General features: G+C 61.7%; 19 protein-coding genes. 7 read left to right on the plus strand and 12 right to left on the minus strand.

Annotation, left to right across the window (positions count from 1 at the left end):
* Positions 1-8 precede the first annotated feature (8 nt).
* The gene (locus NPS29_RS14385; RefSeq protein ID WP_274133388.1) at positions 9-2,240 is read left to right on the plus strand and encodes a xanthine dehydrogenase family protein molybdopterin-binding subunit; all 2,232 of its coding nucleotides are present in this window, start codon (positions 9-11) and stop codon (positions 2,238-2,240) included.
* Between the two features lie 636 nt (positions 2,241-2,876).
* Here the strand turns inward: NPS29_RS14385 and NPS29_RS14390 are convergent.
* Together NPS29_RS14390 and rlmKL are read right to left on the minus strand one after the other, a co-directional pair.
* The gene (locus tag NPS29_RS14390) at positions 2,877-4,886 is read right to left on the minus strand and encodes a sensor domain-containing diguanylate cyclase (RefSeq protein ID WP_274133389.1); all 2,010 of its coding nucleotides are present in this window, start codon (positions 4,884-4,886) and stop codon (positions 2,877-2,879) included.
* Positions 4,887-5,190: 304 nt separating this feature from the next.
* Positions 5,191-7,461, minus strand: coding sequence for a bifunctional 23S rRNA (guanine(2069)-N(7))-methyltransferase RlmK/23S rRNA (guanine(2445)-N(2))-methyltransferase RlmL (gene rlmKL, locus NPS29_RS14395; RefSeq protein WP_274133390.1), 2,271 nt, complete (start codon positions 7,459-7,461; stop codon positions 5,191-5,193).
* A 576-nt stretch (positions 7,462-8,037) separates the two neighbouring features.
* Between rlmKL and rmf the strand changes: the two genes are divergently transcribed.
* Positions 8,038-8,253 carry a ribosome modulation factor gene (rmf, locus tag NPS29_RS14400; protein ID WP_010223328.1) on the plus strand — a complete coding sequence of 72 codons (216 nt, stop codon included), beginning with the start codon at positions 8,038-8,040 and terminating at the stop codon, positions 8,251-8,253.
* A 174-nt stretch (positions 8,254-8,427) separates the two neighbouring features.
* On the opposite strand, the gene NPS29_RS14405 is transcribed toward rmf, so the two are convergent.
* Complete coding sequence (locus NPS29_RS14405; RefSeq protein WP_274133392.1) at positions 8,428-9,450, minus strand: quinone-dependent dihydroorotate dehydrogenase; 1,023 nt, start codon at positions 9,448-9,450, stop codon at positions 8,428-8,430.
* Positions 9,451-9,705: 255 nt separating this feature from the next.
* Here NPS29_RS14405 and NPS29_RS14410 point away from each other — a divergent pair, with 255 nt between their 5' ends.
* The 4 genes from NPS29_RS14410 (at position 9,706) to NPS29_RS14425 (ending at position 14,989) form a co-directional block, all read left to right on the plus strand.
* Positions 9,706-10,914: a CmpA/NrtA family ABC transporter substrate-binding protein gene (locus NPS29_RS14410; RefSeq protein WP_274133393.1), complete on the plus strand. Its 1,209-nt coding sequence runs from the start codon at positions 9,706-9,708 to the stop codon at positions 10,912-10,914.
* Positions 10,915-10,926: 12 nt separating this feature from the next.
* On the plus strand, positions 10,927-11,502 hold the full coding sequence (locus NPS29_RS14415; RefSeq protein ID WP_274133395.1) for an ANTAR domain-containing response regulator: 576 nt from the start codon (positions 10,927-10,929) through the stop codon (positions 11,500-11,502).
* Between the two features lie 562 nt (positions 11,503-12,064).
* Entirely contained in the window at positions 12,065-13,276 is a 1,212-nt protein-coding gene (locus NPS29_RS14420; RefSeq protein ID WP_274133396.1) for a nitrate/nitrite transporter, read from the plus strand.
* An 18-nt stretch (positions 13,277-13,294) separates the two neighbouring features.
* Positions 13,295-14,989: a bifunctional protein-serine/threonine kinase/phosphatase gene (locus NPS29_RS14425; protein ID WP_274133397.1), complete on the plus strand. Its 1,695-nt coding sequence runs from the start codon at positions 13,295-13,297 to the stop codon at positions 14,987-14,989.
* Between the two features lie 201 nt (positions 14,990-15,190).
* Here the strand turns inward: NPS29_RS14425 and NPS29_RS14430 are convergent, their stop codons facing one another.
* The 8 genes from NPS29_RS14430 to ppsA form a co-directional block, all read right to left on the minus strand.
* Positions 15,191-16,225: an OmpA family protein gene (locus NPS29_RS14430; RefSeq protein ID WP_274133398.1), complete on the minus strand. Its 1,035-nt coding sequence runs from the start codon at positions 16,223-16,225 to the stop codon at positions 15,191-15,193.
* Positions 16,226-16,332: 107 nt separating this feature from the next.
* The gene (sigX, locus tag NPS29_RS14435; protein WP_274133399.1) at positions 16,333-16,923 is read right to left on the minus strand and encodes an RNA polymerase sigma factor SigX; all 591 of its coding nucleotides are present in this window, start codon (positions 16,921-16,923) and stop codon (positions 16,333-16,335) included.
* Between the two features lie 87 nt (positions 16,924-17,010).
* A complete protein-coding gene (locus NPS29_RS14440; protein WP_274133401.1) occupies positions 17,011-17,835 on the minus strand; it encodes a mechanosensitive ion channel family protein in 825 nt (274 codons plus the stop codon).
* Between the two features lie 2 nt (positions 17,836-17,837).
* Positions 17,838-18,089: a CrfX protein gene (locus NPS29_RS14445; protein ID WP_274133402.1), complete on the minus strand. Its 252-nt coding sequence runs from the start codon at positions 18,087-18,089 to the stop codon at positions 17,838-17,840.
* A gap of 77 nt (positions 18,090-18,166) precedes the next feature.
* Positions 18,167-19,162 carry a zinc transporter ZntB gene (locus NPS29_RS14450; RefSeq protein ID WP_274133403.1) on the minus strand — a complete coding sequence of 332 codons (996 nt, stop codon included), beginning with the start codon at positions 19,160-19,162 and terminating at the stop codon, positions 18,167-18,169.
* Positions 19,163-19,199: 37 nt separating this feature from the next.
* The gene (gene rraA / locus NPS29_RS14455) at positions 19,200-19,688 is read right to left on the minus strand and encodes a ribonuclease E activity regulator RraA (RefSeq protein WP_274133404.1); all 489 of its coding nucleotides are present in this window, start codon (positions 19,686-19,688) and stop codon (positions 19,200-19,202) included.
* 222 nt (positions 19,689-19,910) lie between these two features.
* Positions 19,911-20,903, minus strand: coding sequence for an alpha/beta fold hydrolase (locus tag NPS29_RS14460; RefSeq protein ID WP_274133405.1), 993 nt, complete (start codon positions 20,901-20,903; stop codon positions 19,911-19,913).
* A 115-nt stretch (positions 20,904-21,018) separates the two neighbouring features.
* Positions 21,019-23,394, minus strand: coding sequence for a phosphoenolpyruvate synthase (gene ppsA / locus NPS29_RS14465; RefSeq protein WP_274133406.1), 2,376 nt, complete (start codon positions 23,392-23,394; stop codon positions 21,019-21,021).
* Positions 23,395-23,592: 198 nt separating this feature from the next.
* On the opposite strand from ppsA, the gene ppsR reads away from it, so the two are divergent.
* On the plus strand, positions 23,593-24,411 hold the full coding sequence (gene ppsR / locus NPS29_RS14470; protein ID WP_274133407.1) for a posphoenolpyruvate synthetase regulatory kinase/phosphorylase PpsR: 819 nt from the start codon (positions 23,593-23,595) through the stop codon (positions 24,409-24,411).
* Between the two features lie 200 nt (positions 24,412-24,611).
* Here ppsR and prpF read toward each other — a convergent pair whose 3' ends face one another.
* Positions 24,612-25,802 carry a 2-methylaconitate cis-trans isomerase PrpF gene (prpF, locus tag NPS29_RS14475; RefSeq protein ID WP_274133408.1) on the minus strand — a complete coding sequence of 397 codons (1,191 nt, stop codon included), beginning with the start codon at positions 25,800-25,802 and terminating at the stop codon, positions 24,612-24,614.
* Between the last annotated feature and the right edge of the window lie 64 nt (positions 25,803-25,866).

Below are 25,866 nucleotides of genomic sequence, written 5' to 3' on the forward strand. Positions count from 1 at the left end.
CATTTCACATGACTGATCCCATCATAGGTTCGGCGCCGCGCCGCATCGACGGCCGACGCAAGGTCACGGGCAGCGCGATGTACGCCTCCGACCATCACCTCAAGAACATGGCCTACGGCTACGGCGTGTTCAGCACCATTGCCAGCGGCAAGATCACCGGCCTTGAACTGGACGCCGCGCGTAAATCCCCGGGCGTGCTGGAGGTTTTCCACCACGGCAACTTCCCCGAGCTGTACCACAACTCGGCGTTGCCGATGTCCTTCGCGCAGATTTTGAAAGCGGCAAAGTCCGATGAAAGCCGCCTGCCGTTCGAAGACGAGACGGTCTACTACGCCGGCCAGTTCGTCGCGCTGGTGGTGGCCGACACCTTCGAGCACGCCCGCGCTGCGGCCTACAAGATCAAGGTCAGCTACAGCAAGACCTCAGCCGTGGCCAACCTGGACCAGGGCATGAAAGCCGGCAAGCTTCAGGACGGCAGCCCCGGCCACACGCGAGGCGATGCAGGCGCAGCGTTCGACAGCGCGGCCCACAGCATCGATGCGACCTACACCACCCCGGTGGAAACCCACAACCCGATGGAAATGCACGCCACCGTCGCCAGTTGGGAAGACGGCCGGCTGATTGTCTACGAGGCGAGCCAGGGCGTGGTCGCCCACCGCAATTCGCTGGCGAAGATCTTTGGCCTGGTGCCGGAAAAGGTCGAAGTGCGTGCGCCCTTCATCGGCTCGGGATTCGGCAGCAAGCTGTGGATCTGGCCCCATTCGGTGGCGGCCTGCGGCGCGGCCAGAGTGCTCCAGCGCCCTGTGCAACTGGTGGTGCCGCGTCCGCAGATGTTCACCACCACAGGGCACCGGCCCGAGACGCAACAGCGCCTGCGGCTGGCGACTGACGACAAAGGCAAGCTGGTGTCGGTGCGTCACGAGTCGATCAACACCACCTCCTTCACTGACCCGTACAAGGAAAACTGCGGCACCTCGACCAAGAGTCTCTACAGTTGCGCCAATGTGCAGGTGACCCACAAGACCATCGAGGTCAATCGCGGCACGCCCACTTCCATGCGCGCACCGGGCGCGGCACCGGGGCTGTTCGCGCTGGAGTCGGCGATGGATGAGATGGCCGACAAGCTCGGCATGGACCCGCTGGCCTTTCGCAAGCTCAACGTCTCCGAACGCGACGAAAGCCAGGACCTGCCGTGGTCGAGCAACCATCTGCAGGAATGCATCGACCAGGCCGCCGAACGTTTCGGCTGGAGCAAGCGCGATCCCAAGCCGGGCTCGATGAAAGACGGCCACGAAATCATTGGCTACGGCATGGCCGCGTGCAACTGGGACGCCTATCGCACTCCCGCCGAGGCCCAGGTTTCATTGCGCGCCGACGGCACCGCCTACGCCATCTGCGGCGTGCAGGACATCGGCACCGGCACCTACACCATCGTCGCCCAGGTGGTCAGCAGCATTACCGGCATCCCCTTGGACAAGATCGAAGTCGAACTGGGCAACTCGTCGTTTCCGCCGGCGCCGGTGTCGGGTGGTTCATGGGCAACCGCCAGTGTGTTGCCAGCCATCGCCGAAGCCACGCGCCAGGCGGTGGAGCAATTGAAAGCCTTTTCCGCCGCACCCAAGGGCGTGTTCGCCGGGACCAAGGTCGATCAGATCAGCTTCGAGCAAGGCCAGTTGAAGAGCGGCGAGAAATCGTTCGCCATCGCCGACGTGCTCAAGGCGCAGAAACAGTCCAGCGCCTTCGGCGAGGCCAAGACCGGGATGAACGACACCAGCAAGCATTCGTTCCGCTCCTTTGGCGTGCACTTCGTCGAGGTACGCTGGGATCCGGGCATCTCCCGGCTGCGGGTTTCGCGGGTGGTCAGCGCGATCGATGTCGGCAAGGTGATCAACCACAAGACCTCGCTCAACCAGGTCGAGGGGGCGATCGTCATGGGCGTGGGCATGGCGCTGTTCGAAGCCACGGACTATGACGAACGCGACGGCATGCCGGTCAACAACAACTACGCCGAATACGTGGTGCCCGTGCATGCGGATCAGCCGGAGATCGATGTGATCCTGCTGGATTACCCGGATTACGAACTCAACGAATTCGGCGCCCGGGGCATCGGCGAAATCGGCATCACCGGCCTTGCCGCCGCCGTCGCCAACGCCGTCGCCCACGCCACCGGCAAGCGAATCCGTGACCTGCCCATCAGCCTGGACAAATTGATGGAATTGCCGCCGACCATGAGTGCGTGAAACCGGTCTTGCCGGCGGGGGCGGCCGCAGGATCGCCGACGCCGGCAAGCCGTGCTGCTACGGGTGTGGTCACCTCAACCCCGTAGGAGCGCGCTTGCCCGCGACCGCGTCCTCAAGATCGCCGACGCCGGCAAGCCGGACGGCTACGGGTTTGTCACCTCAACCCCGTAGGAGTGAGCTTGCTCGCGATGGCGTCCGCAAAATCGCTCCCGCCGGCAAGCCGTGCTGCTACGGGACGGTGTACAACCAAAGATCTTGATCTTGATCTTGATCTTCGTGCGCGATGGCACAGACGCCGCAGAACGCGACGTCAAGGCGCCAGGCCGAGCGCAGGTGTCGTGGAGGGGGATGAGCGGCAGGGATGCCGCGAAAGCCGTGCGGGCCATGGATGGCCCATCATGGCGTGCCCCCGGAACGGCGCCGGAGTCGAGGGAAGTCCGAAGGACCCCAGCCTGTCGCAAAGCCCTTTTGGTTACTTTTGGGGCGAATGCCAAAAGTGACCCGCCGTAAGGGCGGAAGGCGCCCTCAGCACCACCACAAACAACGGATACACACCGGATCCAAACGTCACCCAGCGACGCGGAGCGTCAAGAAACCCGTTACCACGCAGAGCGTGGGAACGATCATCACCAGCAATCAAAGCAACTCCGGCTCGATCCTGTCACGCCCCGCCATCTTCGCCGCATACACCCCCGAATCCGCCCGCAGCAGCAACGAATCCCCACCCTCACCCTTGCGCCAACTGGCAATCCCGAAACTGGCCGTCACCCTGCCCACCCCGTCCACCGGCTCCGCCCGCAACGCCGCCCACAACTCCGAAGCCAGCCCATAAGCCTGGTCGCCATCGGTATCCGGGCACAGCACCATGAACTCCTCCCCGCCCAACCGACAGAACACATCACTACGCCGCAACCGGTGACACAGCCGCTTGCAGATCGCCTGCAGAACGTGGTCGCCCACCGCATGCCCCAACTGATCGTTGATGCGCTTGAAGTGATCGACGTCCAGCATCACCACCGCGAACACCCCACCATGCCGTTCGACCCGCAGCAGCTCCGCCTGCAGCCGCTCCTGGAAATAACGGCGGTTGTAGACCCCGGTCAGCGCATCGGTCACCGACATGGTGCGCAACTCTTCCTCCACGCGCTTGCGCTCGGTGATGTCCAGGCACACCGCCAGATAACCAATCCACTGATCGTGCTCGTCCAGCACCGGACTGACCTGCATGTTGACCCGCAGCTTGCTGCCGTCCTGCCGCACGAAGGTCCAGTCGTGGGCCTGATGACCGTGCTCTTCCACCGCCTCCACCAGCATCGCCTCGCAGGCCTTGATCGAGCGCCCGTAGCGCAGGCTCAACTCGCACACGTGCTCGGCCAGTTCGCTGGGCAGGTGCAACTGGCGCAGGGTCAACTGCCCGCACACATGGGCGCTGCTGTAACCGAGCATTTTCTCGGCGCCAATGTTGAACGTGGTGATGACCCCCTCCAGGTCAGTGGCGATGATCGCCACCTGGGTCGCGGCGTCCAGCACGTTGCGCAACTGGCCGTGGGCATTGCGCAGTTGCTGTTCGCGCTGGCGCAGCATCAGCGTGCGCTGCTCCACCAGGCGCAGGGCACGCTGGCGCTGGCTGATCAGCGCGTAAAGCAAGGCACTGAGCATGAAGCTCAACAACGCGCCGAGCACCACCACGCTGTCGTTCGATGAGGGGTTGGTGCCGATGAACAGCGCGGTCGGACGAATCATCAGCCGATAATCGCGCCCGGCGAAGGTCAGCGTCTGACTGACATGCAGCTCATCGCCCACAGCCTGGGCGGTGGATTCGTACAAGAGGTCCGGCGGTTGCCCTGCAGTAATGTCCTCCAGAGTCAGGGCCAGATTGTCCTGATCGGTGGGCGGCAGGCCCTCGGTCAACATCTTGCGCAGGCTGATCACCGCCATCAGAAACCCTTGCAGGGTTCCCGCCCCCGGCACGCCGATGTGCGGGCGGCTCATCACCGGCGCCACCAACAGCACGCCCTTGCGGTTTTCCTCTTCCAGCCCGACCAGCTCCATGCGCGGCGATGCCGCCATGCCGTTCGCGCGGATGGCTTGCTCAAGGGTGGCCTGGCGCCGGCTTTCGGAGTTCACGTCAAACCCCAACGGCAGTGCCACCGTGCTACGGCTTTGGGTGTAGCGCACGGGGAAGTACACCGGACGCGGCTGGGCGGTCTTCAGGCGCTGCTGGTCGTCGAGGTCGCGGATGGAAAAATCCCGCAGCCCCGATTGCTGCGCAGTGCTTTCGAATTGCGGGCGGTCGGCATCGATCACTCTGGGCGCCCAGGAATAGGCCTGAGTGAGGATCAGCAAGGGGTGGGCGAAACCGTTGAATTCTTCTTCGGAGACATCGTCGGAATACACGAAAAACCGTCGCAGACCATCCAGACGGCGAATCTGGCCTTCGAGCCGGTCCTGCACGCGGCTGACCCGTTCGCTGGCAAGCCATTCGAAGCGTTGGCGCAACTGGTGCTGATAGACCTGGACATTGGCCAGTGCCAGCATCGCAGTGAGCAGCACGCCGGCTGCAAACACAAGCGAAGCCACCACCCAGGACGAGGTGTCCACTTTGATCAGACCTAGGATCTTGGCGCTTGCCTGGTTTGACGACATACGCAGAACTCATGACGCCACAGAGCTGCCGCAACGCGCGGCCAGAGTTCACTTATAGCTATTTGCCACTAATTTGCCTAGGCTCTGTACGAAAAGTCCTGATACTCGGTCATGCTGCGTTGAAAACAGCCTCAGAATGCTCATTTACAACCAGTAAAGTCGGGCGCGACCCCGGCCGTTCCTCGGCTGTTTTCGCCTTGCCTTACCTTCGTCTCAAGACATTTCGTACGGAGCCTAGTGCTGTGTGTCGCTCTGTCTGGAAGCTGCGATGCGCTGACCGGGCCGGTCAGCGCATCGATGGGCATCACCGGGCGGTGATTTTCCAGGCGCGGTGGATTTTCCCGTTGCGGGCGAAATCCGGGTCGATGGTCTGCTGGGTGATTTCCTCGACCGAATAGCGCTCGGCAAGGTTTTCTTCCAGCTGGAACTTGCGGAAGTTGTTGGAGAAATACAGCACGCCGCCACTGGCCAGGCGCGCCATGGCCAGGTCGATCAGTTGCACCTGGTCACGCTGCACGTCGAATACTCCTTCCATGCGCTTGGAGTTGGAGAAGGTCGGCGGGTCGATGAAGATCAGGTCGTACTCGTCGCGGCTGGCTTCCAGCCATGCCATGACGTCGCCCTGCTCCAGGCGGTTCTTGTCGGAGAAACCGTTGAGCGACAGGTTGCGCCGCGCCCAGTCCAGGTAGGTTTTCGACAGGTCGACGCTGGTGGTGCTGCGCGCGCCGCCCTTGGCCGCGTGCACGCTGGCGGTGGCCGTATAGCTGAACAGGTTGAGGAAACGCTTGCCCGCCGCTTCGCGCTGGATACGCATGCGCATCGGGCGATGGTCCAGGAACAGGCCGGTATCCAGGTAGTCAGTCAGGTTGACCAGCAGCTTGATGCCGCCTTCCTGGACTTCCTGGAACTTGCCCTGGGCGCTCTGGCGTTCGTACTGCTTGGTGCCGCTCTGACGCTCGCGACGCTTGACCACCACACGGCTCTTGTCGATGTTCAGCGCCTGGGGGATGGCCGCCAGCGCGTCGAACATGCGGATCGACGCCTTCTGCGGGTCGATGGACTTGGGCGCGGCGTACTCCTGGACGTGGACCCAGTCGTGGTACAGGTCGATGGCCATGGCGTACTCGGGCATGTCGGCATCGTAGACGCGGTAGCAGTCGATGCCCTCGCGCTTGACCCACTTGCCCAGTGCCTTGACGTTCTTTTGCAGACGATTGGCGAACATCTGCCCGCCTTCGCTCAGGCGCGGCTGCTCGATGACCGGCGCCGGAGCCGGCACTGGCTTGATCGGGTTGCCGTTCTTGTTGAACTTGCGCTCCTGCGGCTCGTCCGGGGTCTGGTCGTAGGCCGCCTGTTCGCGCTCGGCCTGACGCTCCTCGGGGGTGCGGCGCTCGCCGGTGACGAACTGGTCGGGCAACACCTTGATGAGCAGCAGCTTGCACGGCAAGGCGCCGTTCCAGAAGGCGTACTGTTTGTGGCTGCGAATGCCCATGCGCTTGCCCAGGTCCGGCGCGCCGGTGAACACCGCCGCTTCCCAGTTCAGGCAGGCCTGACGCAGGCGCTCGCCCAGGTTCTGGTAGAGGTACAACAGGCTCGCTTCGTCACCCAGGCGCTCACCGTATGGCGGGTTGCAGATGACCAGGCCTTTCTGGTTCTGGTCCGGGCGCGGCTCGAAGGTGCCGACCTCGCCCTGGTAGATCTTGATCCAGTCAGACAGGCCCGCACGCTCGACGTTATTGCGACCCGGCTGGATCAGGCGGGGATCGGCTTCGTAGCCGCGAATCCACAGCGGCGGTTTGGCAAGACCGGCTTCGGCCCGGGCCAGCGCTTCGTCATGCAACTTGCGCCACAGGGCCGGAACGTGACCCAGCCAGGCCGAGAAGCCCCAACGCTCGCGTTTGAGGTTCGGTGCAATATCGGCGGCAATCATCGCAGCTTCGACGAGGAAGGTCCCCACACCGCACATCGGGTCTGCCAGCGCGCCACCCTCGGCGGCAATGCGCGGCCAGCCGGCCCGGATCAACACCGCAGCGGCGAGGTTTTCCTTCAGCGGTGCCGCGCCTTGCTGCAGACGGTAGCCGCGCTGGTGCAGGCTGTGGCCGGACAGGTCCAGCGACAGGATCGCCTCGCCACGGTCCAGGCGCAAGTGCACGCGCAGATCCGGGTTCAGCTTGTCGATCGAAGGCCGGTCGCCCTCAGGCGTGCGCAGCTTGTCGACGATGGCGTCCTTGACCTTCAAGGCGCCGAAATGGGTGTTGTCGATCCCCGAGCCGTGGCCGCTGAATTCAACGGCCAGGGTGCCATCGGGTTCCAGGTGGTCGGCCCACTCGATGTCATTGACGCCGTGGTAGAGGTCTTCGGCGTTCTTCATCGGGAAACGCTTGAGCACCAACAGCACGCGGTTGGCCAGACGCGACCACAGGCACAGCCGATAGGCGGTTTCCATGTCGGCACTGCCACGGATGGTCGAGGTGTGTTCGCGGGTTTCGAGCAGGCCCAGTGCAGTGGCCTCCTCGGCGAGCAGACCTTCGAGGCCTTTGGGGCAGGTGAGAAAAAGTTCGAAACGGTCCGACATGAGTATTCCAGGCCTGTTGGCTGTGAGTGGCGGGACGACGCATCGTCCCGCCCGATTTACAACAGGCGTCTTTCGTGGAGAACGCCTGCGCGGCACACCGGTTGTGCCAATGCCGCGACGATACATTTCGTCTGCGGCGTTTATGCTCGCCAGAAACACCCGGCGCGCTTTTTGATATTAAAAAACCACTATTCAGCCCGACAACGGAAGTAATAAAAAGTCACATCCTTGACCCTTCGTCGTTTTAAATCTGACGTCAATCCGCCATCATTTGCACATGAGAACGACTCGCAAATTTCATCAAGACCCTCGTTTCAGGGCGCTTGGCTGAAAAAAACCACTCGAAACGATTCAGCACTTATGGCCTTTATGCTTCAAGGGTTACGTTCTTATGACAAAACGGTCATTCACAACGTCCCGCCCAATGGTTAGAAATCACCTCAGGCCGTCGCCGCAACGACGATGGCACCAAGGCCCGCGACGCCGGCAGCGGGCATTCAACGGCAGAAGATTTCTGCCCGACCTCGACCTGAGGTCTCCAGGGACATTACAGTCAACAAACGAGGGCAACACCCTATGAGAAGACTTAAGCGTGATCCGTTGGAAAGAGCTTTTTCGCGCGGATATCAATACGGCGTAACTGGTAAATCCCGTGAGCTTTGCCCCTTTACTCTACCGTCAGTACGTCAAGCCTGGATCAACGGCTGGCGCGAAGGACGCGGCGACAACTGGGACGGTATGACCGGCACTGCGGGTATACACAGACTCAACGAACTTCACGCGGTCGGCTGACACTCAACAATCGACGGTACAACCCGACTTATCAAGGTTTCTTCAAACAGAGAGATCGGAAAAAATCAGCTTCGTTTGCAAATAACCATGCACGTCCCATCCGGACGGCGGGCTAGCGCCCAAAGAGGGGCTCCATAGCGGAGCCCCTCTTTTTTGGGCTTGAAAAAACAGCGCTTAGCGGGACATCGCCGCGATGGCGTCAACCGACTCGCGAATCAGCGCCGGCCCCTTGTAGATGAAACCCGAATAGATCTGCACCAGGCTGGCACCGGCTGCGATCTTCTCGGCCGCATGACGGCCTTCGGTGATGCCGCCGGCCGCGATGATCGGCAACTTGCCGCCCAGTTCGCCCGCCAGCACCTTGACGATATGGGTGCTCTTCTCACGTACCGGCGCACCCGACAGGCCACCGGCCTCATCGGCATGGGGCAGCCCTTCAACGCCTTCACGGCTCAGGGTGGTGTTGGTGGCGATGACCGCGTCCATGCCCGACTCCAGCAAGGCGCTGGCCACCAGTACGGTTTCCTCGTCGCTCATGTCCGGGGCGATCTTGATCGCCAACGGAACGCGCTTGCCGTGGATCCCGGTCAGGGCTTCCTGGCGCACACGCAGCGCTTCGAGCAGTTGCTTGAGCGAATCGCCGAACTGCAGGCTGCGCAGGCCCGGGGTGTTGGGCGAACTGACATTGACGGTGATGTAGCTGGCGTGGGCATACACCTTGTCCAGGCAGATCAGGTAGTCGTCGACGGCGCGCTCGACCGGCGTGTCGAAATTCTTGCCGATGTTGATCCCGAGCACGCCGTTGTACTTGGCGGCCTGCACGCGGCTGACCAGGTTATCGACGCCCAGGTTGTTGAAGCCCATGCGATTGATGATGCCCTCGGCATGGGGCAGGCGGAAAATCCGCGGCTTGGGGTTGCCCGGCTGCGGACGCGGCGTGACGGTGCCGATCTCGACGAAACCGAAACCCAGTTGCGCGAAGCCGTCGATGGCCGCGCCGTTCTTGTCCAGGCCCGCGGCCAGGCCCACCGGGTTCGGAAACTGCAAGCCCATGACCGTCACCGGCAACCGCACGGGCGCCTTGTTGAACAGGCCATTGAGCCCCAGGCGACCGCCTGCACCGATCAGGTCGATGGACAGATCGTGGGAGGTTTCCGGGGAGAGTTTGAACAGTAACTGGCGGGCCAGGTTATACATGGGCGGGCGCGGCTCGATTGCGGCTGAAGTCAGCCGCCGATTATAGACGTGCACGGTGGTGAGTGCGAGGCATGTCGGCAACTTTGCGCGCAGGCCCGGCATCGCTGGCATATCGCTTGCTTGAGCCTGTACAGCCGGCGCGACCCAACGGCGGGTCCTGTCCGGGACAATGGCGTCGCGATCGTCCGGGCAGCGTTCGGAGGATGCGGCGTTTTTTTATGGAAGGCAGGCAGCCTTCAGGCGGAACCGACAATCATGACTGACAGCCTCAACAGCCCACTGGCCTGGATCAACGGCAGCGATGCACCGGAACTGAACAGCATCGGTGTCGGCTTCATGGCCCTGACCGACAGCGCCTCGTTGATCGTCGCCGCCACCCAGGGCTTCGCCCAGCCCTACGGCCTGAACATCAACCTGCGGCGCCAGCCTTCGTGGTCGGCGCTGCGGGACAAGCTGATCAATGGCGAACTGCACGCCGCACACAGCCTCTACGGCCTGATCTACGCCGCGCAACTGGGCATCGGTGGCCCCGCCACTGACATGGCCGTGCTCATGGGCCTGAACCAGAACGGCCAGAGCATCAACCTGTCCAGTGCGCTGAAGGATCAGGGCGTGGTCACTCCTGAGGCGCTGGAGCAACGCACGCACCAAAGCGAGACAAAACTCACCTTCGCCCAGACCCTGCCCACCGGCAACCACGCGATGTGGCTGTATTACTGGCTGGCGAGCCAGGGCATTCACCCGCTGCAGGACGTCGATAGCGTGGTGGTGCCGCCTGCGCGGATGGTCGATCACCTGGAGGCGCAGCGTATCGATGGCTTCTGCGTGGGCGAGCCCTGGGGTGCGCGGGCTGTGAGCCAGAACCTGGGGTTCACCCTGGCGACGTCCCAGACCATCTGGCCGGATCATCCGGAGAAGGTCCTGGGCTGCAGTCGCGAGTTCGTCCAGCAATACCCCAACACCGCGCGTGCGCTGGTGATGGCGGTGCTCGACGCCAGCCGTTTCATCGAAGAGAGCCTGGACAACCGCCGCAGCACCGCGCAGATGCTCAGCGGTGCCGATTATGTGAACGCCCCGGTCGAGGACATCGAGGCGCGCCTGCTGGGCGAATACAGCGACGGGCTGGGCAATCACTGGCAGGATCATCACGCCTTGAGTTTTCATCGCAAGGGCCAGGTGAACATGCCCTGGCTGTCGGACGGCATGTGGTTCATGACCCAGTTCCGCCGCTGGGGCCTGCTGCGCGAAGACCCTGATTACCTGGGCGTCGCCCGGCAGGTGCAGCAATTGGCGCTGTACCGCCAGGCCGCCGAAGCGATGGATATACGGGTGCCGAGCGATTCCATGCGCAGCAGCCAGTTGATCGATGGCAAGGTCTGGGATGGCAGCGATCCGGCCGGGTACGCCCGCAGCTTCACCCTGCACGCACTGGCCGATTGCGCGCCTGTCGCCGCTGATCACTGAGGAGACGCCTGCATGCTGCGAATCCTGTTGATCAACGACACGGCGAAGAAGGTCGGGCGTCTCAAGAACGCGCTGACCGAGGCGGGTTTCGAGGTGATCGACGAGTCCGGCCTGGTCATCGACCTGCCCAAGCGGGTCGAGGCCGTGCGCCCGGACGTGATTCTGATCGACACCGAATCCCCGAGCCGCGACGTGATGGAGCAGGTGGTGCTGGTCACCCGCGACCAGCCCCGCCCGATCGTGATGTTCACCGACGAGCATGACCCAGGAGTGATGCGTCAGGCGATCAAGTCCGGGGTCAGTGCCTACATCGTCGAAGGTATTTACGCCCAGCGTCTGCAGCCGATTCTCGACGTGGCCATGGCCCGCTTCGAAAGCGACCAGGACCTGCGCGCGCAGTTGCACGCCCGTGACCAGCAACTGGCCGAGCGCAAACGCATCGAGACGGCCAAGGGCCTGTTGATGAAGATGAAGAGCTGCAACGAAGAAGAGGCCTACACCCTGATGCGGCGCCAGGCCATGAGTCGACAGCAGAAGCTGATCCAGGTCGCCGAGCAGATCATTGCCATGAGCGAGTTGCTGGGCTGACCTCAAGGGCCTCCCCGCGGGCAAGCCCGGCTGCTACGGGATTGGGGGTAGACCTGATGCCACGTCTTCCCGCTGACCGTAGCAGCACGGCTTGCCGGCGGGGCGATTTCGCGGGCGCTGACGCCGGCAAGCCGGACTGCTACGGGATTGGGGCGAGTACAACATCCGGGAATACACCCGATCCCCTGTGGGAGCGGGCTCGCCCGCGAAGGCGTCAGGCCTGACGCTTCGATGTCGCCTGGCACGCCGCCGTCGCGGGCAAGCGCGCTCCTACAGGTTCGGGCCAAGCGGTGGTGGCGGCAACCCCACAAAACCTACTCGGGTGCGCTGGCCCAGCTTTTGCTAGGTAGACCACACAGGTAGCCAACGGCGGTTGCCCCACTTTCGACAAAGACGTCGCACACCCCTTCGCCATGGGCGGACAGGGTTGCGACGTTTTTTCGTTCTGGTCCCGGAAACGGGCCGGGTGGAGCGCCGGGCTGGTGCTTCACCTGCAAGACCTGACCCGTGACGGTGCGCCGCACCCGGCACGCGCAACACATTCCTGCAGATGAGGTGTTAGATGAATACAAGCTTCTGGAAAGCCGGCCATAAACCCACGCTGTTTGCAGCCTTCCTCTACTTTGACCTGAGTTTCATGGTCTGGTACCTGCTGGGCCCTCTGGCGGTGCAGATCGCCACCGATCTGCACCTGACCACGCAACAACGCGGGCTGATGGTGGCCACGCCGATTCTGGCCGGCGCCATCCTGCGCTTCCTGATGGGCATGCTGGCCGATCAGTTGTCCCCCAAGACCGCCGGGATCATTGGCCAGGTCATCGTGATCGTCTCGCTGTTCTGCGCCTGGCAACTGGGGATCCACAGCTATGAACAGGCGCTGCTGCTGGGCGTTGGCCTGGGCATGGCAGGGGCCTCGTTCGCCGTCGCCCTGCCCCTGGCGTCCCAATGGTATCCGCCGCAGCACCAGGGCAAGGCCATGGGGATCGCCGGGGCCGGTAACTCGGGCACCGTATTCGCCGCACTGATCGCGCCGGTACTGGCCGCAAGCTTCGGCTGGAACAACGTGTTCGGCTTCGCCGTGGTGCCGCTGCTGTTGACCCTGCTGGCCTTCTCGCTGATGGCGAAAAACGCGCCGGAGCGCCCGAAGGCCAAGTCCATGGCGGACTACTTCAAGGCGCTGGGTGACCGCGACAGCTGGTGGTTCATGTTTTTCTACAGCGTGACCTTCGGCGGCTTCATCGGCCTTGCCAGCGCCCTGCCTGGCTACTTCAACGATCAATATGGCCTGAGCCCCGTGACCGCCGGCTACTACACCGCCGCCTGCGTGTTCGGCGGCAGCCTGATGCGTCCGCTGGGCGGCGCCCTGGCGGATCGCTTCGGCGGCATCCGCACCCTATCGGGCATGTACGCGGTGGCCGCGATCTGCATTGCCGCCGTGGGCTTCAACCTGCCCAGCTCATGGGCTGCCCTGGCATTGTTCGTCGCCGCGATGCTTGGCCTGGGTGCCGGCAACGGCGCGGTGTTCCAGTTGGTGCCCCAACGCTTTCACAAGGAAATCGGCGTCATGACCGGCCTGATCGGTATGGCAGGCGGCATCGGCGGCTTCCTGCTGGCCGCAGGCCTGGGCGCGATCAAACAGAACACCGGCGACTACCAACTGGGACTCTGGCTGTTCGCCCTGCTGGGTGTGCTGGCGTGGTTCGGCCTGATGAACGTCAAGCGCCGCTGGAGAACCACCTGGGGTTCGGCCGCCGTGACCGCAGCACGTGTCTGACGCCAACGAGTCTTGATGATGAATCAGCCACTGACCTTGAAACCCGAACCTGCGGTCGGCCTGCAACTGCGCTTCGCCGAATTCAGCGCCAGTGGCCCCAGGGCGGAAAACCAGGACGCCACCCGCCTGGTCACCCCTGCCCCGGCGCTTGCGGCCAGCAAAGGCTATGTCTTTGCGCTGGCCGACGGTGTGAGTCAGTGCGTCGATGGGGGTTTGGCGTCCCGCTCGACCCTCCAGGCACTGGCCATGGATTACTACTCCACGCCCGAAACCTGGGGCATCGCACAGGCGCTGGACCGCCTGCTCCTGGCGCAGAACCGCTGGCTGCAAGCCAATGGCCTGCTGACCACCCTCAGCGCGCTGGTCTTGCGCGGGCGCCGCTTCACCCTCGCCCACGTGGGCGACTGCCGCGTCTATCGCTGGCTGGATGGCACCTTGCAGCGCATCACCGAGGATCACGTCTGGGAGCAGCCGGACATGCAGCACGTGCTCAAACGCGCGCTGGGGCTGGATCAGTATGTGGTCATGGATTACCGGGACGCCGAACTACGTGAGGGCGAACGCTTGCTGCTGGTCAGCGACGGAGTCTGGGCCGTGCTGGGCGACGATCGCATCCGCTCGACTCTCAATGAGCAGAACGATCTGGACGCCGCTGTACGCACCTTGGTGCAGTCGGCGCACTTGGCGGGCAGCCAGGACAACGCCAGTGCAGTGCTGATCGAAGTCCTGCAACTGGGCAGCGACACGCTGGGGGACACGCTGCTGCAATTGCAGCAATGGCCAGTGCCCCCGCCGCTCAAGCCGGGCCAGCACTTCGAGGGCTGGAAGGTTCAGTCCCGCCTTGGCGACTCACGCCAGTCACAGCTGTATCGGGTCTACGACGGTCAGCAACAGCCCTGGCTGCTCAAGACACTGCCGGAGACCCGCCATGACGACAATAGCGCGGGACAGGCGCTGTTGCTGGAGGAATGGTTTCTGCGGCGTGTCGCGGGGCGTTTCTTTCCCGAGGTGCATCCATTGGCGGATCGTCAGCACCTGTATTACGTCATGCGCGAGTACCCGGGGCAAACCCTGGCGCAGACGTTCGCACGGCAAGGCCCGATGGCACTGACGCCCTGGCTGACACTTGCACGGGATCTGCTCAGTGCGCTGGGCCTTTTGCATCGACGCAACATCGTGCACCGGGACATCAAGCCGGAAAACCTGCTGATCGACGAAGACGGCGAATTACGCGTGCTGGACTTCGGTCTTGCTTTCTGCCCGGGCCTGTCGCCGGCAACGCTAGGCGATGTGCCTGGCACACCGAGCTACATCGCACCAGAAGCCTTCGAAGGCGCAGAGCCTGCAGCGTCCCTGGACCTGTATGCCGCGAGCGTCACCCTGTATTACCTGCTTACAGGGCATTATCCCTACGGTGAGATCGAGGCGTTCCAGCATCGGCGATTCGCCCGGCCCGTTCCTGCCAGCCGCTATCGTCCGGACGTGCCTGAGTGGATCGAACGGCATCTGGATCAGGCCTTGCAGGCAGAGCCCGGCAAGCGATTCGAGACGGCCGAGCACTGGCTTTCGCAATTGCAAAAGGGAGAAGTTGCCACGCTGAATATCCGCCCGAGGCCCTTGCTCGAGCGCGAGCCCGTCAAGGTCTGGAGAACGGTGGCATTGCTGTCATTGCTGTTGAATCTTGTGCTGTGGATCTGGTTATTCCGGCGCTGAACGGGCGTCGATTACACCTGGATATTCACCGAAGTTGGTGGCGACCGCAGGAATATTAAATTGCCACTAACCAGGCAGTTCATCGGTACATTCGCCGATACCTCACGGCTACATATCCGACATGGTCCCGGTAGTTCAGAACCCGAATCCAGAAAAAGAAAAACCCGGCCGGAGCCGGGTTTTTCGCAAAGCGTGGGCTAATTACTTAGCTTGAGCTTCGACTTGTGCTTCTACGCGACGGTTAACAGCGCGACCGGCTTCAGTAGCGTTGTCAGCCACTGGACGGGTTTCGCCGTAGCCAACCGAGTTCACGCGGTTAGCGCCAACACCGTACTGATTAACCAGAACTTGCTTGACGGCGCTAGCGCGACGCTCGGACAGTTTCTGGTTGTAAGCGTCAGGACCGACGGAGTCAGTGTGACCTTCAACAGTGGTGGTGGTTTGTGGGTACTGCTTCATGAAATCAGCCAGGTTCTTGATGTCACCGTAGCTGTTTGGCTTGACGACCGACTTGTCGAAGTCGAATTTCACGTCCAGCTCAACACGTACGACTTCAGCAACAGCCGGGCAACCGTTGGCATCAACGGTAACGTTGGCCGGGGTGTCAGGGCACTTGTCGACGTTGTCGCAGACGCCGTCGTTGTCGCTGTCGGAGCACACTTCAGCTACTGGGGCTGGTGCCGCTTCAACTTTCTTGGAGCCACCACCGAAGTTCACACCGATACCGACGCTAGGAGCCCACTCGGTGTCGCCCTTGTCGATGTTGTACTGAGCTTCAACGCCAGCACGGGCGTAGAAGTTGTCGGTGAAGTACAGCTTGGCACCGCCGCCCAGGTTGGCGAAGGTGGAGCGGTCACGACCGCCACGGCCGTTCTGGCCGATGCTCTGGTCGGAGAAACCAGCCGAGACGTACGGACGCAGCATGTCGCCCGGGTTGTTGAAGTGGTACAGAGCGTCCAGAGCGGTGTTCGCGCCCTTGATGTTACGACCGTCGTCGCTGCGAACGTTGTGTACTTCGTCGTAGCCCAGACGCAATTCAACGTCGTCGGTCAGGAAGTAGCCAACAGAACCGCCGAACAGGTTGCCGTTATTTTTGAAATTACGAGCGCTGTCGAACTGTTCTTTCTTGGCGAAGCCTTCGATTTCGACTGCGCCTTGGCCTTGTGCCAGCGCGCCGAACGAAGTTGCGGCAACAATAGTACCAATGGCCAAGCCCAAGGTGTTTTTCAGTTTCATCCGTTAAATCCCCATCTGGTGATTGTGAAGCAGTCCCCCTAATCGAGAGACAACTCATCGGCAAGTCTATCAGAACTTGCCTGCCCGTTAGAGATATTTGCTCCGAGTTAAGTTTCGGTAACGCCCGCAAATTTCTCACGTAATTTATCAAGTGCCCGTTTGTAGCGCATTTTCGTGGCACTCAGGCCCATGTGCATTATGTCTGCGATCTCCTGAAATTCCAGCTCTGCGACAAATCGAAGCACCAGAATCTCCCGGTCGATCGGGTTCACATGCACAAGCCAGCGATCGAGCCCACCCTTCTCTTCGGGTTTCGGCGTCTTGTCTTCCGACGCCTCCTCCAGAGGATCCAGGCTAAGGGCGTCCATCAACCGACGCTTTCGCCGCTCCTTTCGATACTGCGTGATGCATTCGTTGTAGGTGATGCTGTAGAGCCAGGTCTTGAACTTCGATTTTCCCTCGAAATTCTTCAAGCCATACAACACCTTAAGCATCACCTCCTGACAGACATCGTCAGCATCGCGATCGTTCCCTAAATAGCGCGCGCAGACGTTAAAAAGTGTCCGCTGGTAGCGCCGCATCAGCTCCTCGTACGCCCGAGTGACGTGAAACAGCTCGGCGTGCGAGCGCGCCACCAACTCCTCGTCGGAGAGCTCGCGGGGGTCGTAACGCAGTGAGTGCGATTGGGGCTTATTCAAAACAGGTCGTGCCGACAGTCAGTAAAATGTCCGCCAGATCCCGGCGTCCGGGATTTTGGGGCGGCATACATTAGCAGATTTGCCGGTTCAGCGGCTGCTCACTCGCTGCTCGAGCAGGATCCGGTTCGACAACGACACCAGTTCCCCCTCGTCAGTCAGCAGCGTGGTCTTCACCGTGCCAATCTCTTCGATCTGCCCTTCGACCTCTCCAATACGCACTTGTTGCCCTACCTGATACAGCTCCCGCACATAAATTCCTGCCAGGATCTGGCTCGCGATTTCGCGACTGCCAAGCCCCATGGCCAACGCAACTGCCAGACCAACGGTAATCAATCCAATCACGATCACATGGTTCAGCAGGTCGGTTTTGACCTCCAGCTGGCTGATCGCCACCGAAATGCTGATGATGATCACCAGCCATTGAGCGATGCGCCCCAGGCCTGCGGCGTAATCGAGCCCGACGCCTTCGGCCGCGCCACGCACAACGCCGTTGACCAGTTGCGCCAGCAAGACGCCCACCAGCAGCACCAGGGCTGCGCCGAACACCTTCGGCAAGTACAGCGCCAGCATGTCCAGTGTCGCCGAGACCCGCTCAAGGCCGAGGGATTCTGCCGCCGACACCAGGAAAATCAAGAGCACAAACCAATACACGATCTTTCCGATCAGCGTCGAAATCGGGACCTGGATCCCTGCGCGACTGATCAGTTTGGTCAGGCCCGTACCGCCCATCAGGCGATCCAGGCCCAGCTTGGCCAACAGCTTGGACAGCAGGGTATCGAGCAGCTTGGCCACCACGAAACCCAACAGAACAACCACCAGAGCGCCGAACAGGTTCGGGATGAAGTTCGCGACTTTGGTCCACAACGCAGTCATTGCGGTGACCAGGCTCTGTGTCCAGAGATCCAATTCCATATTCAATCAGCCTTGTTTTCTGTAGTGCCGGCAACCGTCGCCTTGCGACGCGAAACAGGTGAAACGTGAGCAGAGCCGTTGTTCACGGCAATCATCAATGCCTGGGTGCAGCGCCCGAGCAGACCGAACAGATCCCCTGCCCCGACCTGGCGATTGGCGGTCTTGAGGACGCGCCCCAGGACTGCGTCATCATCCCGGCTGGCGGACGATGAATTGAGCATGTCGCGCAGTGATTCTTCAAACGGGTCGTGCATAGGCACCTCACGTAATGTCACAGACAGACGCAGGCAATTTTGCACAAGTCACACATCCGCACGCCAATTTTCATCCGTCACATCCAGCGCAGACGCTTGAACCACCAGATCTGACCCACCCCCAGGACGATCATCACCAGGCACGCGATCATGAAACCCCAGGGGCTGTCGGCACCCGGCATACCGCCAACGTTGATGCCCAGCAAACCGGTAATGAAGCTCATCGGCAGGAAGATCCCGGTGATGATGCCGAACCGGTACATGGTCCGGTTCATGCGCTCGTTGAGGCGTCTGTCTTCGGCCTCGAGCACCAGCCCGACGCGCTCGCGGGTCAGTTCCAGCTCTTCGAGGTAGCGGGTCAGGCTGTTGTTCAATTCGTTCCAATAGTCCGAGTCGTCTTCGACGAACCAGGGCAAGCGGCTGCGGGTCAATTGCGCGTAGATTTCCCGCTGCGGCGCCAGGAATCGACGCATGCCTGCCGCCCTTCGACGGATGTGCACCATGTTGCCGTGCTCGGGCATATACCGTTCGTCGGCATCTATGCGATCTTCCATGTCATCGACCAGTTCGGTCAGCTCGCTGACCACTGCCTGCACCTTGTCGGTGAGCAGTTGCGCCAGGTAGACCAGCAGCTCGGAAGCGGTTTTCGGCCCCTTGCCCGCGTTCAACAGGTCGATCAGTTCGTCGGTCGCCCGCAGCGAGCGCAGACGCAGGGAAATCACCCGCTGGGCCGCGGCAAAGATGCGCACCGAGACCATGTCTTCCGGTTCAGCGCCCGGATTGAGGTTGACGCCGCGCAGGAACAACAGCATTTCATCGTCCGGCAGCGGCAGCAGCCGTGGCCGGGTGTTTTCCTCAAGCATGAGGTCGCAGACGAATTCACTCAGGCCGCTGGCCGTGCGCAGCCAGGTCTGGGTCTGCGGATGGCTGCGATCCCAGTGGAGCCACACGCTTTCCGTGGGCGCCAGTTGCAGGCTGTCAAGCTCGGTCCGAGCGATTGAACGCGCCCCGCCCTTCCCGTCCAGTACCAGGGCGTGTACCAGCCCCCACTGCGCGTTTGTTTCGTCGAACATCAGTTGTCCTTGCTTTCCTCGATGACGAAAAGGCCGGTCAGTCCGGCATTTTCAGAGGGCTTCTGGATACGATGATGCCGTTGTTGTCGGCATACACATACTCGCCCGGGCGAAAGGTCACGCCACCGAAGGCCACGACCACGTTCAGATCGCCAAGGCCGCGTTTCTCGGTCTTGAGCGGGTGACTGGCCAGTGCCTGCACACCCAGGTCGGTTTGCGCCAGGACGTCAACGTCACGCACGCAGCCATAGATGACCATGCCTTCCCAGCCATTCTTGGCCGCTTTCTCGGCCAGCATGTCCCCGAGCAACGCGCAACGCAGCGAACCGCCACCATCCACGACAAGCACCTTGCCCTTGCCGTTCTGGTCGGCCTGCTCGCGCACCTTCGAGTTGTCCTCGAAACATTTGAGCGTGACGATTTCTCCGCCAAACGAATCACGACCACCAAAATTGCTGAACATCGGTTCGACGACCTGAACCAGTTCAGGGTAGGCGTCACACAAATCCGGAGTGATGTAATGCATGCTGAACTCCTGTCAAAGGCTGGGTGTTCAAGGAAGACCTGCATCATGCAGGTTAATGTGGCACGCACGTCTGACCGCGCTCACCACCACAATGCTTCCTTATATAGAACAAAAACCTGACCGACGAGTATTGCCCTGCCTTGAAATCCGGCTACTGCTCATCAACTGGCGGCTAGCTTAGCGTCAAGTGATGGGCATAGGAATGGCCGCAAGGGCTCTATATCAGGGAGTTGCCACCGTGTTCAGCGTTGATTCAGGCTCAGTGACGCCCACCTGCCGGTTCAACCAGTCCGCGACCTGCGGCCAGACCTGCGCCTGTGCGCCTTTGCTGACCAGCATCTGCACGTGGCCGAAGTCTTCGGCAAAACCCTGCTCACGTCCAAGGCACCAGAACTCCTTGCGCTCGCCGCCGAACTGCTCGAAGAGTTCACGACAGGCCCACTGAGGGTCCTGGTGATCGCCTGCACCGGCGACACACAGCAACGGCACGTCCACATGACGCAGGCCTGACCACCAGTCGTCCTTCTTGTCACCGAAACGGCCGAACAGGGTCTGCCAGCCCATGGCTTCGAGCACGATCCCCATGGGCTCGTCTTCGGGGCCGCGCTTGAAACGCGCGCCGGACACATGATCGAAACGCTTGAGCAGCAAGCGCGTGCTCCACTGCACGGGCGGCACTTTCAGCGGCCAGTAGGTGCGGCTGACCTGGCTGCCGAACAATGCTGCCGAGGCCACCAGGCCCGCGTCGAAGTAGTGCCCGCCCAACGCTGCGGCAAGGGTGGTGCCGCCCAGCGAATGGCCGATCCAGTGCGGCGCCTGCCCGCTCTGTTCACGAACGAATGCACCAATGGCCGGCAGGTCATACCTTGCGTAGTCAGCCACGCGATTGTGACGGTAGGCTTCATTGCGCGCCGACAAACCGTGACCGCGCATTTCTGCAATCCACACGTCGAAACCCGCCCGGGCCAAGTAGGCGCCCAGGCCAATGCCTTTGGGCGAGTACCAGAAACGCCGGTTGGAAAAGCTGCCATGCAGCAGGATCACCGGCACGCCGCGCACGTCGGGGTTGGCGACCAGGCCCAGGCGAGTCACGGCCAGCTCGACGGTGAAGTCCATGCTGTTGCCGGGTTTGAGGCGGTACACGTCCTCGATCAGGTCGCCACGCCGCTCGGCGCTGATCAAGGCCACAGGAAAGAGATTGCTGCTGCTTTGCATAGAACTCGTGCTTGATTCTGAATTGGCGCGAAAACGGCCCATGAAAAAAGGGCGGACTCATCAAGGCCGCCCTTCCCAAGAGAACCGGCCCGCCGAAACGGGCCCGCATCTTACATCATTTTGGCGCTTCTTCTTCAGAGAGGAAGAACCAGGTTTCCAGTACCGAGTCCGGGTTCAGGGAAACGCTCTCGATGCCCTGCTCCATCAGCCAGCGCGCCAGATCCGGGTGGTCGGACGGGCCCTGGCCGCAGATGCCGATGTACTTGCCAGCCTTGTTACAGGCCTGGATGGCATTGGACAACAGCTTCTTGACCGCAGGGTTACGCTCGTCGAACAGGTGCGCGATGATGCCCGAGTCACGGTCCAGGCCCAGGGTCAGCTGGGTCAGGTCGTTGGAACCGATGGAGAAACCGTCGAAGAACTCGAGGAACTCATCGGCCAGCAAGGCGTTGGACGGCAGCTCGCACATCATGATGACGCGCAGGCCGTTGTCGCCACGGGCCAGACCGTTTTCGGCGAGCAAGTCGACCACCTGGCTCGCTTCGCCCAGGGTGCGCACGAACGGCACCATGATTTCGACGTTGGTCAGGCCCATCTCGTTGCGCACGCGCTTGAGGGCACGGCATTCCAGCTCGAAGCAGTCGCGGAAGTTTTCGCTGATGTAACGCGAAGCACCACGGAAGCCCAGCATCGGGTTCTCTTCTTCCGGCTCGTACAGCTTGCCGCCGATCAGGTTGGCGTACTCGTTGGACTTGAAGTCCGACAGGCGCACGATGACCTTTTTCGGGTAGAAAGCCGCCGCCAGGGTGCTGATACCCTCGACCAGCTTCTCGACGTAGAAACCGACCGGGTCGTTGTAACCGGCGATACGCTTGTCGACGCTTTCCTTGATGTCCAGCGGCAGGTTCGGGTAGTTCAGCAGCGCTTTGGGGTGCACGCCGATCATGCGGTTGATGATGAACTCCAGACGCGCCAGGCCGATACCAGCGTTCGGCAACTGGGCGAAATCGAATGCGCGGTCGGGGTTGCCGACGTTCATCATGATCTTGAACGGCAGTTCCGGCATGGCATCGACGGAGTTCTGCTTGATGTCGAAGCCCAGCTCGCCTTCGAAGATGTAGCCGGTGTCGCCTTCGGCACAGGAAACGGTCACGCCCTGGCCATCCTTCAGCAGCTCGGTGGCGTTGCCGCAACCGACCACTGCCGGGATACCCAGCTCGCGGGCGATGATCGCCGCGTGGCAGGTACGGCCGCCACGGTTGGTGACGATGGCGCTGGCGCGTTTCATCACCGGTTCCCAGTCAGGGTCGGTCATGTCGGAGACCAGCACGTCGCCTGGCTGGACCTTATCCATCTCGGACACGTCCTTGATGATCCGCACCTTGCCCGCGCCGATGCGCTGGCCAATGGCACGGCCTTCGGCCAGAACGGTGCCCTTCTCTTTGAGCAGGTAGCGCTCCATGACGTTGGCGGAGCTGCGGCTCTTCACGGTTTCAGGACGCGCCTGAACGATGTAGAGCTTGCCGTCGTCACCGTCCTTGGCCCACTCGATGTCCATCGGGCAGCCGTAGTGCTTCTCGATGATCATCGCCTGGCGGGCCAGGTTGCTGACTTCTTCATCGGACAGGCAGAAACGCGCGCGCTCGGCGGCATCGACGTCGACGGTTTTCACCGAACGACCGGCCTTGGCCTCGTCGCCGTAGATCATCTTGATGGCCTTGCTGCCCAGGTTGCGGCGCAGGATCGCAGGACGACCGGCTTCAAGGGTGCCCTTGTGAACGTAGAACTCGTCCGGGTTGACCGCGCCTTGTACGACGGTTTCGCCCAGGCCGTAGGCGCCGGTGATGAAGACGACGTCACGAAAGCCCGATTCGGTGTCCAGGGTGAACATCACGCCAGCGGTTCCGGTCTCGGAACGCACCATGCGCTGCACGCCAGCGGACAACGCCACCAGCTTGTGGTCGAAACCCTGGTGCACGCGGTAGGAAATGGCGCGGTCGTTGAACAGCGAGGCGAAGACTTCCTTCGCTGCGCGGATCACGTTGTCGACGCCACGGATGTTGAGGAAGGTTTCCTGCTGACCGGCAAAAGAAGCGTCAGGCAGGTCTTCTGCGGTGGCGGAAGAACGCACGGCCACGGCGACGTCCGGATTGCCAGCCGACAGGGTCGCGAAGGCTGCGCGGATTTCGGCGTTGAGCTGCTCGGGAAATTCAGCCTCCATGATCCACTGACGAATCTGCGCGCCGGTCTTGGCCAGGGCGTTGACGTCGTCGACGTTCAGGGCATCGAGTGCTTTGTGAATCTGATCATTGAGGCCGCTTTGCTCAAGAAAATCACGGTAGGCCTGAGCTGTAGTGGCGAAGCCACCAGGGACGGACACGCCTGCGCCCGCCAGGTTGCTGATCATCTCTCCGAGGGATGCGTTCTTGCCCCCCACGTGCTCAACATCATGTTTGCCGAGCTTATCGAGGGAAACTACGTACTCTACCAAGGTGATCTCTCCACTAACCAATTTGTTGTTGGGAAAAGCGTTGGTGCGTAAATCACAGAAAAACCGATTCAGCGCACTTGAAGCCTGGGTTTGGAAAATCTGCATCTTGAAAAAACGGGTAGAATGCGGCCAGGTCATGGCGCGCAAGCCGGCCTATCATATCCAAGAATCGTCACCAGCTTAAGGCCCAAGGCGCAAATGAAACGATCCGCTTTCTTTATCTCCGACGGCACCGGCATTACTGCCGAGACACTAGGCCAGAGTCTGCTAGCGCAATTTGAAACCATAACGTTCAACAAGTTCACCAGGCCCTATATCGACAGCGTCGAGAAAGCCCGGGCCATGGTTGCGCAAATCAACAAGGCCGCGGAGAAGGACGAGGCGCGTCCGATCATCTTCGACACCATCGTCAACCAGGACATCCGCGAGATCCTGGCCACGTCTGACGGCTTCATGATCGACATCTTTTCGACCTTCCTGGCCCCGCTGGAACAGGAGCTTAGTTCACACTCCTCCTACTCGGTGGGCAAATCGCATTCCATCGGCCATAACTCCAATTACATGGAGCGGATCGAGGCGGTGAACTTCGCGCTGGACAACGACGACGGCGCCCGGACCCATTATTACGACAAGGCCGATATCATCCTGGTGGGCGTTTCGCGCTGCGGGAAGACACCTACCTGTCTGTACATGGCAATGCAATTCGGGATTCGGGCGGCCAACTATCCGCTGACCGAAGAAGACATGGAACGCCTGCAGTTGCCCGCCGCACTCAAACAGCACCGCAGCAAGTTGTTCGGCCTGACCATCGACCCGGACCGACTGACTGCGATCCGCCATGAACGCAAGCCCAACAGCCGTTATTCGAGCTTTGCCCAGTGCGAGTTCGAAGTGCGGGAAGTGGAGAATCTGTTCCGGCGCGAGAACATTCCGAATATTAATTCCACGCACTTTTCGGTCGAGGAAATCTCGGCGAAAGTGTTGGTGGAGAAAGGGGTTGAGCGGCGGTTCAAGTAGAGCAGCAGCTGCAAGCTTTAAGCTTCAAGCCGCAAGCTGGCGCGCACCCGATCCCCTCAGGCTGAACGCAGACTCTGTAGGAGTGAGCTTGCTCGCGATAGCGGTGGCTCAGGCACGTTGATAGTGACTGAAACTACCGGATCGCGAGCAAGCTCACTCCTACAGGTCATTCGTCATGAGGCAAGAGGTCGGTAGGTGGATCAGAAACTCTCGCCTGGCACCCTGACCCACCCTTCCATCAACACCCGCGCGCTGCGGCTCATGATGGCTTTCTTCACCTGCCATTCCCCCTCGACCAGCACCGCCTCGGCGCCCACGCGCAGGGTTCCCGATGGGTGGCCGAAACGCACCGCGCTGCGTTCGCCGCCACCGGCCGCCAGGTTGACCAACGTCCCCGGAATCGCCGCCGCCGTGCCGATGGCCACCGCTGCCGTGCCCATCATGGCGTGGTGCAGCTTGCCCATGGACATGGCACGCACCAGAAGATCGGTGTCGCCTGACGACACGCGCTTGCCGCTCGAAGACACGTAGGCCTCGGGTTTTGCGACAAAAGCGACCTTGGGCGTGTGCTGGCGCCTGGCAGCTTCATCGACATGAGCGATCAGGCCCATGCACACGGCACCATGGGCGCGGATGGTCTCGAACATGCTCAGGGCCTTCGGATCACTGTTGATCGCGTCCTGCAATTCAGTGCCGGTGTAGCCGATGTCCCGGGCGTTGACGAAGATGGTCGGGATGCCGGCATTGATCATGGTCGCCCTGAACGTGCCGACACCCGGCACCTCCAGCTCATCCACCAGATTGCCCGTGGGGAACATCGAGCCGCCTGCGCCCTCCTCTTCGGCTGCCGGGTCCATGAACTCCAGTTGTACCTCAGCGGCCGGAAAGGTCACGCCATCGAGTTCGAAGTCGCCGGTTTCCTGCACCTGCCCGTCGGTCATCGGCACGTGGGCGATGATGGTCTTGCCTATGTTGGCCTGCCAGATGCGCACCACCGCCATGCCGTCGCGAGGGATCAGGCTGGGGTCGACCAGGCCGTTGCTGATGGCGAACGGCCCGACCGCTGCGGACAGGTTGCCGCAGTTGCCGCTCCAGTCCACGAACGGCGTGTCTATGGAAACCTGACCGAACAGGTAATCCACGTCGTGGTCGGGCCGGGTGCTTTTCGACAGGATCACCGTCTTGCTGGTGCTCGACGTCGCGCCGCCCATGCCGTCGATCTGCTTGGCGTAGGGGTCGGGACTGCCGATGACGCGCAGCAACAGGGCGTCACGGACAGCGCCCGGAACCTGCGCCGCTTCGGGCAGGTCCTGCAGGCGGAAGAACACACCCTTGCTGGTGCCGCCGCGCATGTAGGTCGCGGGGATCTTGATTTGTGCGGTGTGGGCCATTGGATCGCATCCTTTTATGTAACGTCTAACACATCCCGTAGCAGCACGGCTTGCCGGCGGGGGC

The sequence above is a fragment of the Pseudomonas putida genome, from assembly GCF_028682175.1.
Lineage (GTDB): Bacteria > Pseudomonadota > Gammaproteobacteria > Pseudomonadales > Pseudomonadaceae > Aquipseudomonas > Aquipseudomonas putida_AD.

Bases quoted from the DNA above. Each gene is read 5' to 3' on its own strand.
- NPS29_RS14385 (WP_274133388.1), top strand. From the start codon at position 9: ATGACTGATCCCATCATAGGTTCGGCGCCGCGCCGCATCGACGGCCGA.
- NPS29_RS14390 (WP_274133389.1), bottom strand. From the start codon at position 4,886: ATGTCGTCAAACCAGGCAAGCGCCAAGATCCTAGGTCTGATCAAAGTG.
- rlmKL (WP_274133390.1), bottom strand. From the start codon at position 7,461: ATGTCGGACCGTTTCGAACTTTTTCTCACCTGCCCCAAAGGCCTCGAA.
- rmf (WP_010223328.1), top strand. From the start codon at position 8,038: ATGAGAAGACTTAAGCGTGATCCGTTGGAAAGAGCTTTTTCGCGCGGA.
- NPS29_RS14405 (WP_274133392.1), bottom strand. From the start codon at position 9,450: ATGTATAACCTGGCCCGCCAGTTACTGTTCAAACTCTCCCCGGAAACC.
- NPS29_RS14410 (WP_274133393.1), top strand. From the start codon at position 9,706: ATGACTGACAGCCTCAACAGCCCACTGGCCTGGATCAACGGCAGCGAT.
- NPS29_RS14415 (WP_274133395.1), top strand. From the start codon at position 10,927: ATGCTGCGAATCCTGTTGATCAACGACACGGCGAAGAAGGTCGGGCGT.
- NPS29_RS14420 (WP_274133396.1), top strand. From the start codon at position 12,065: ATGAATACAAGCTTCTGGAAAGCCGGCCATAAACCCACGCTGTTTGCA.
- NPS29_RS14425 (WP_274133397.1), top strand. From the start codon at position 13,295: ATGAATCAGCCACTGACCTTGAAACCCGAACCTGCGGTCGGCCTGCAA.
- NPS29_RS14430 (WP_274133398.1), bottom strand. From the start codon at position 16,225: ATGAAACTGAAAAACACCTTGGGCTTGGCCATTGGTACTATTGTTGCC.
- NPS29_RS14440 (WP_274133401.1), bottom strand. From the start codon at position 17,835: ATGGAATTGGATCTCTGGACACAGAGCCTGGTCACCGCAATGACTGCG.
- NPS29_RS14445 (WP_274133402.1), bottom strand. From the start codon at position 18,089: ATGCACGACCCGTTTGAAGAATCACTGCGCGACATGCTCAATTCATCG.
- NPS29_RS14450 (WP_274133403.1), bottom strand. From the start codon at position 19,162: ATGTTCGACGAAACAAACGCGCAGTGGGGGCTGGTACACGCCCTGGTA.
- rraA (WP_274133404.1), bottom strand. From the start codon at position 19,688: ATGCATTACATCACTCCGGATTTGTGTGACGCCTACCCTGAACTGGTT.
- NPS29_RS14460 (WP_274133405.1), bottom strand. From the start codon at position 20,903: ATGCAAAGCAGCAGCAATCTCTTTCCTGTGGCCTTGATCAGCGCCGAG.
- ppsR (WP_274133407.1), top strand. From the start codon at position 23,593: ATGAAACGATCCGCTTTCTTTATCTCCGACGGCACCGGCATTACTGCC.
- prpF (WP_274133408.1), bottom strand. From the start codon at position 25,802: ATGGCCCACACCGCACAAATCAAGATCCCCGCGACCTACATGCGCGGC.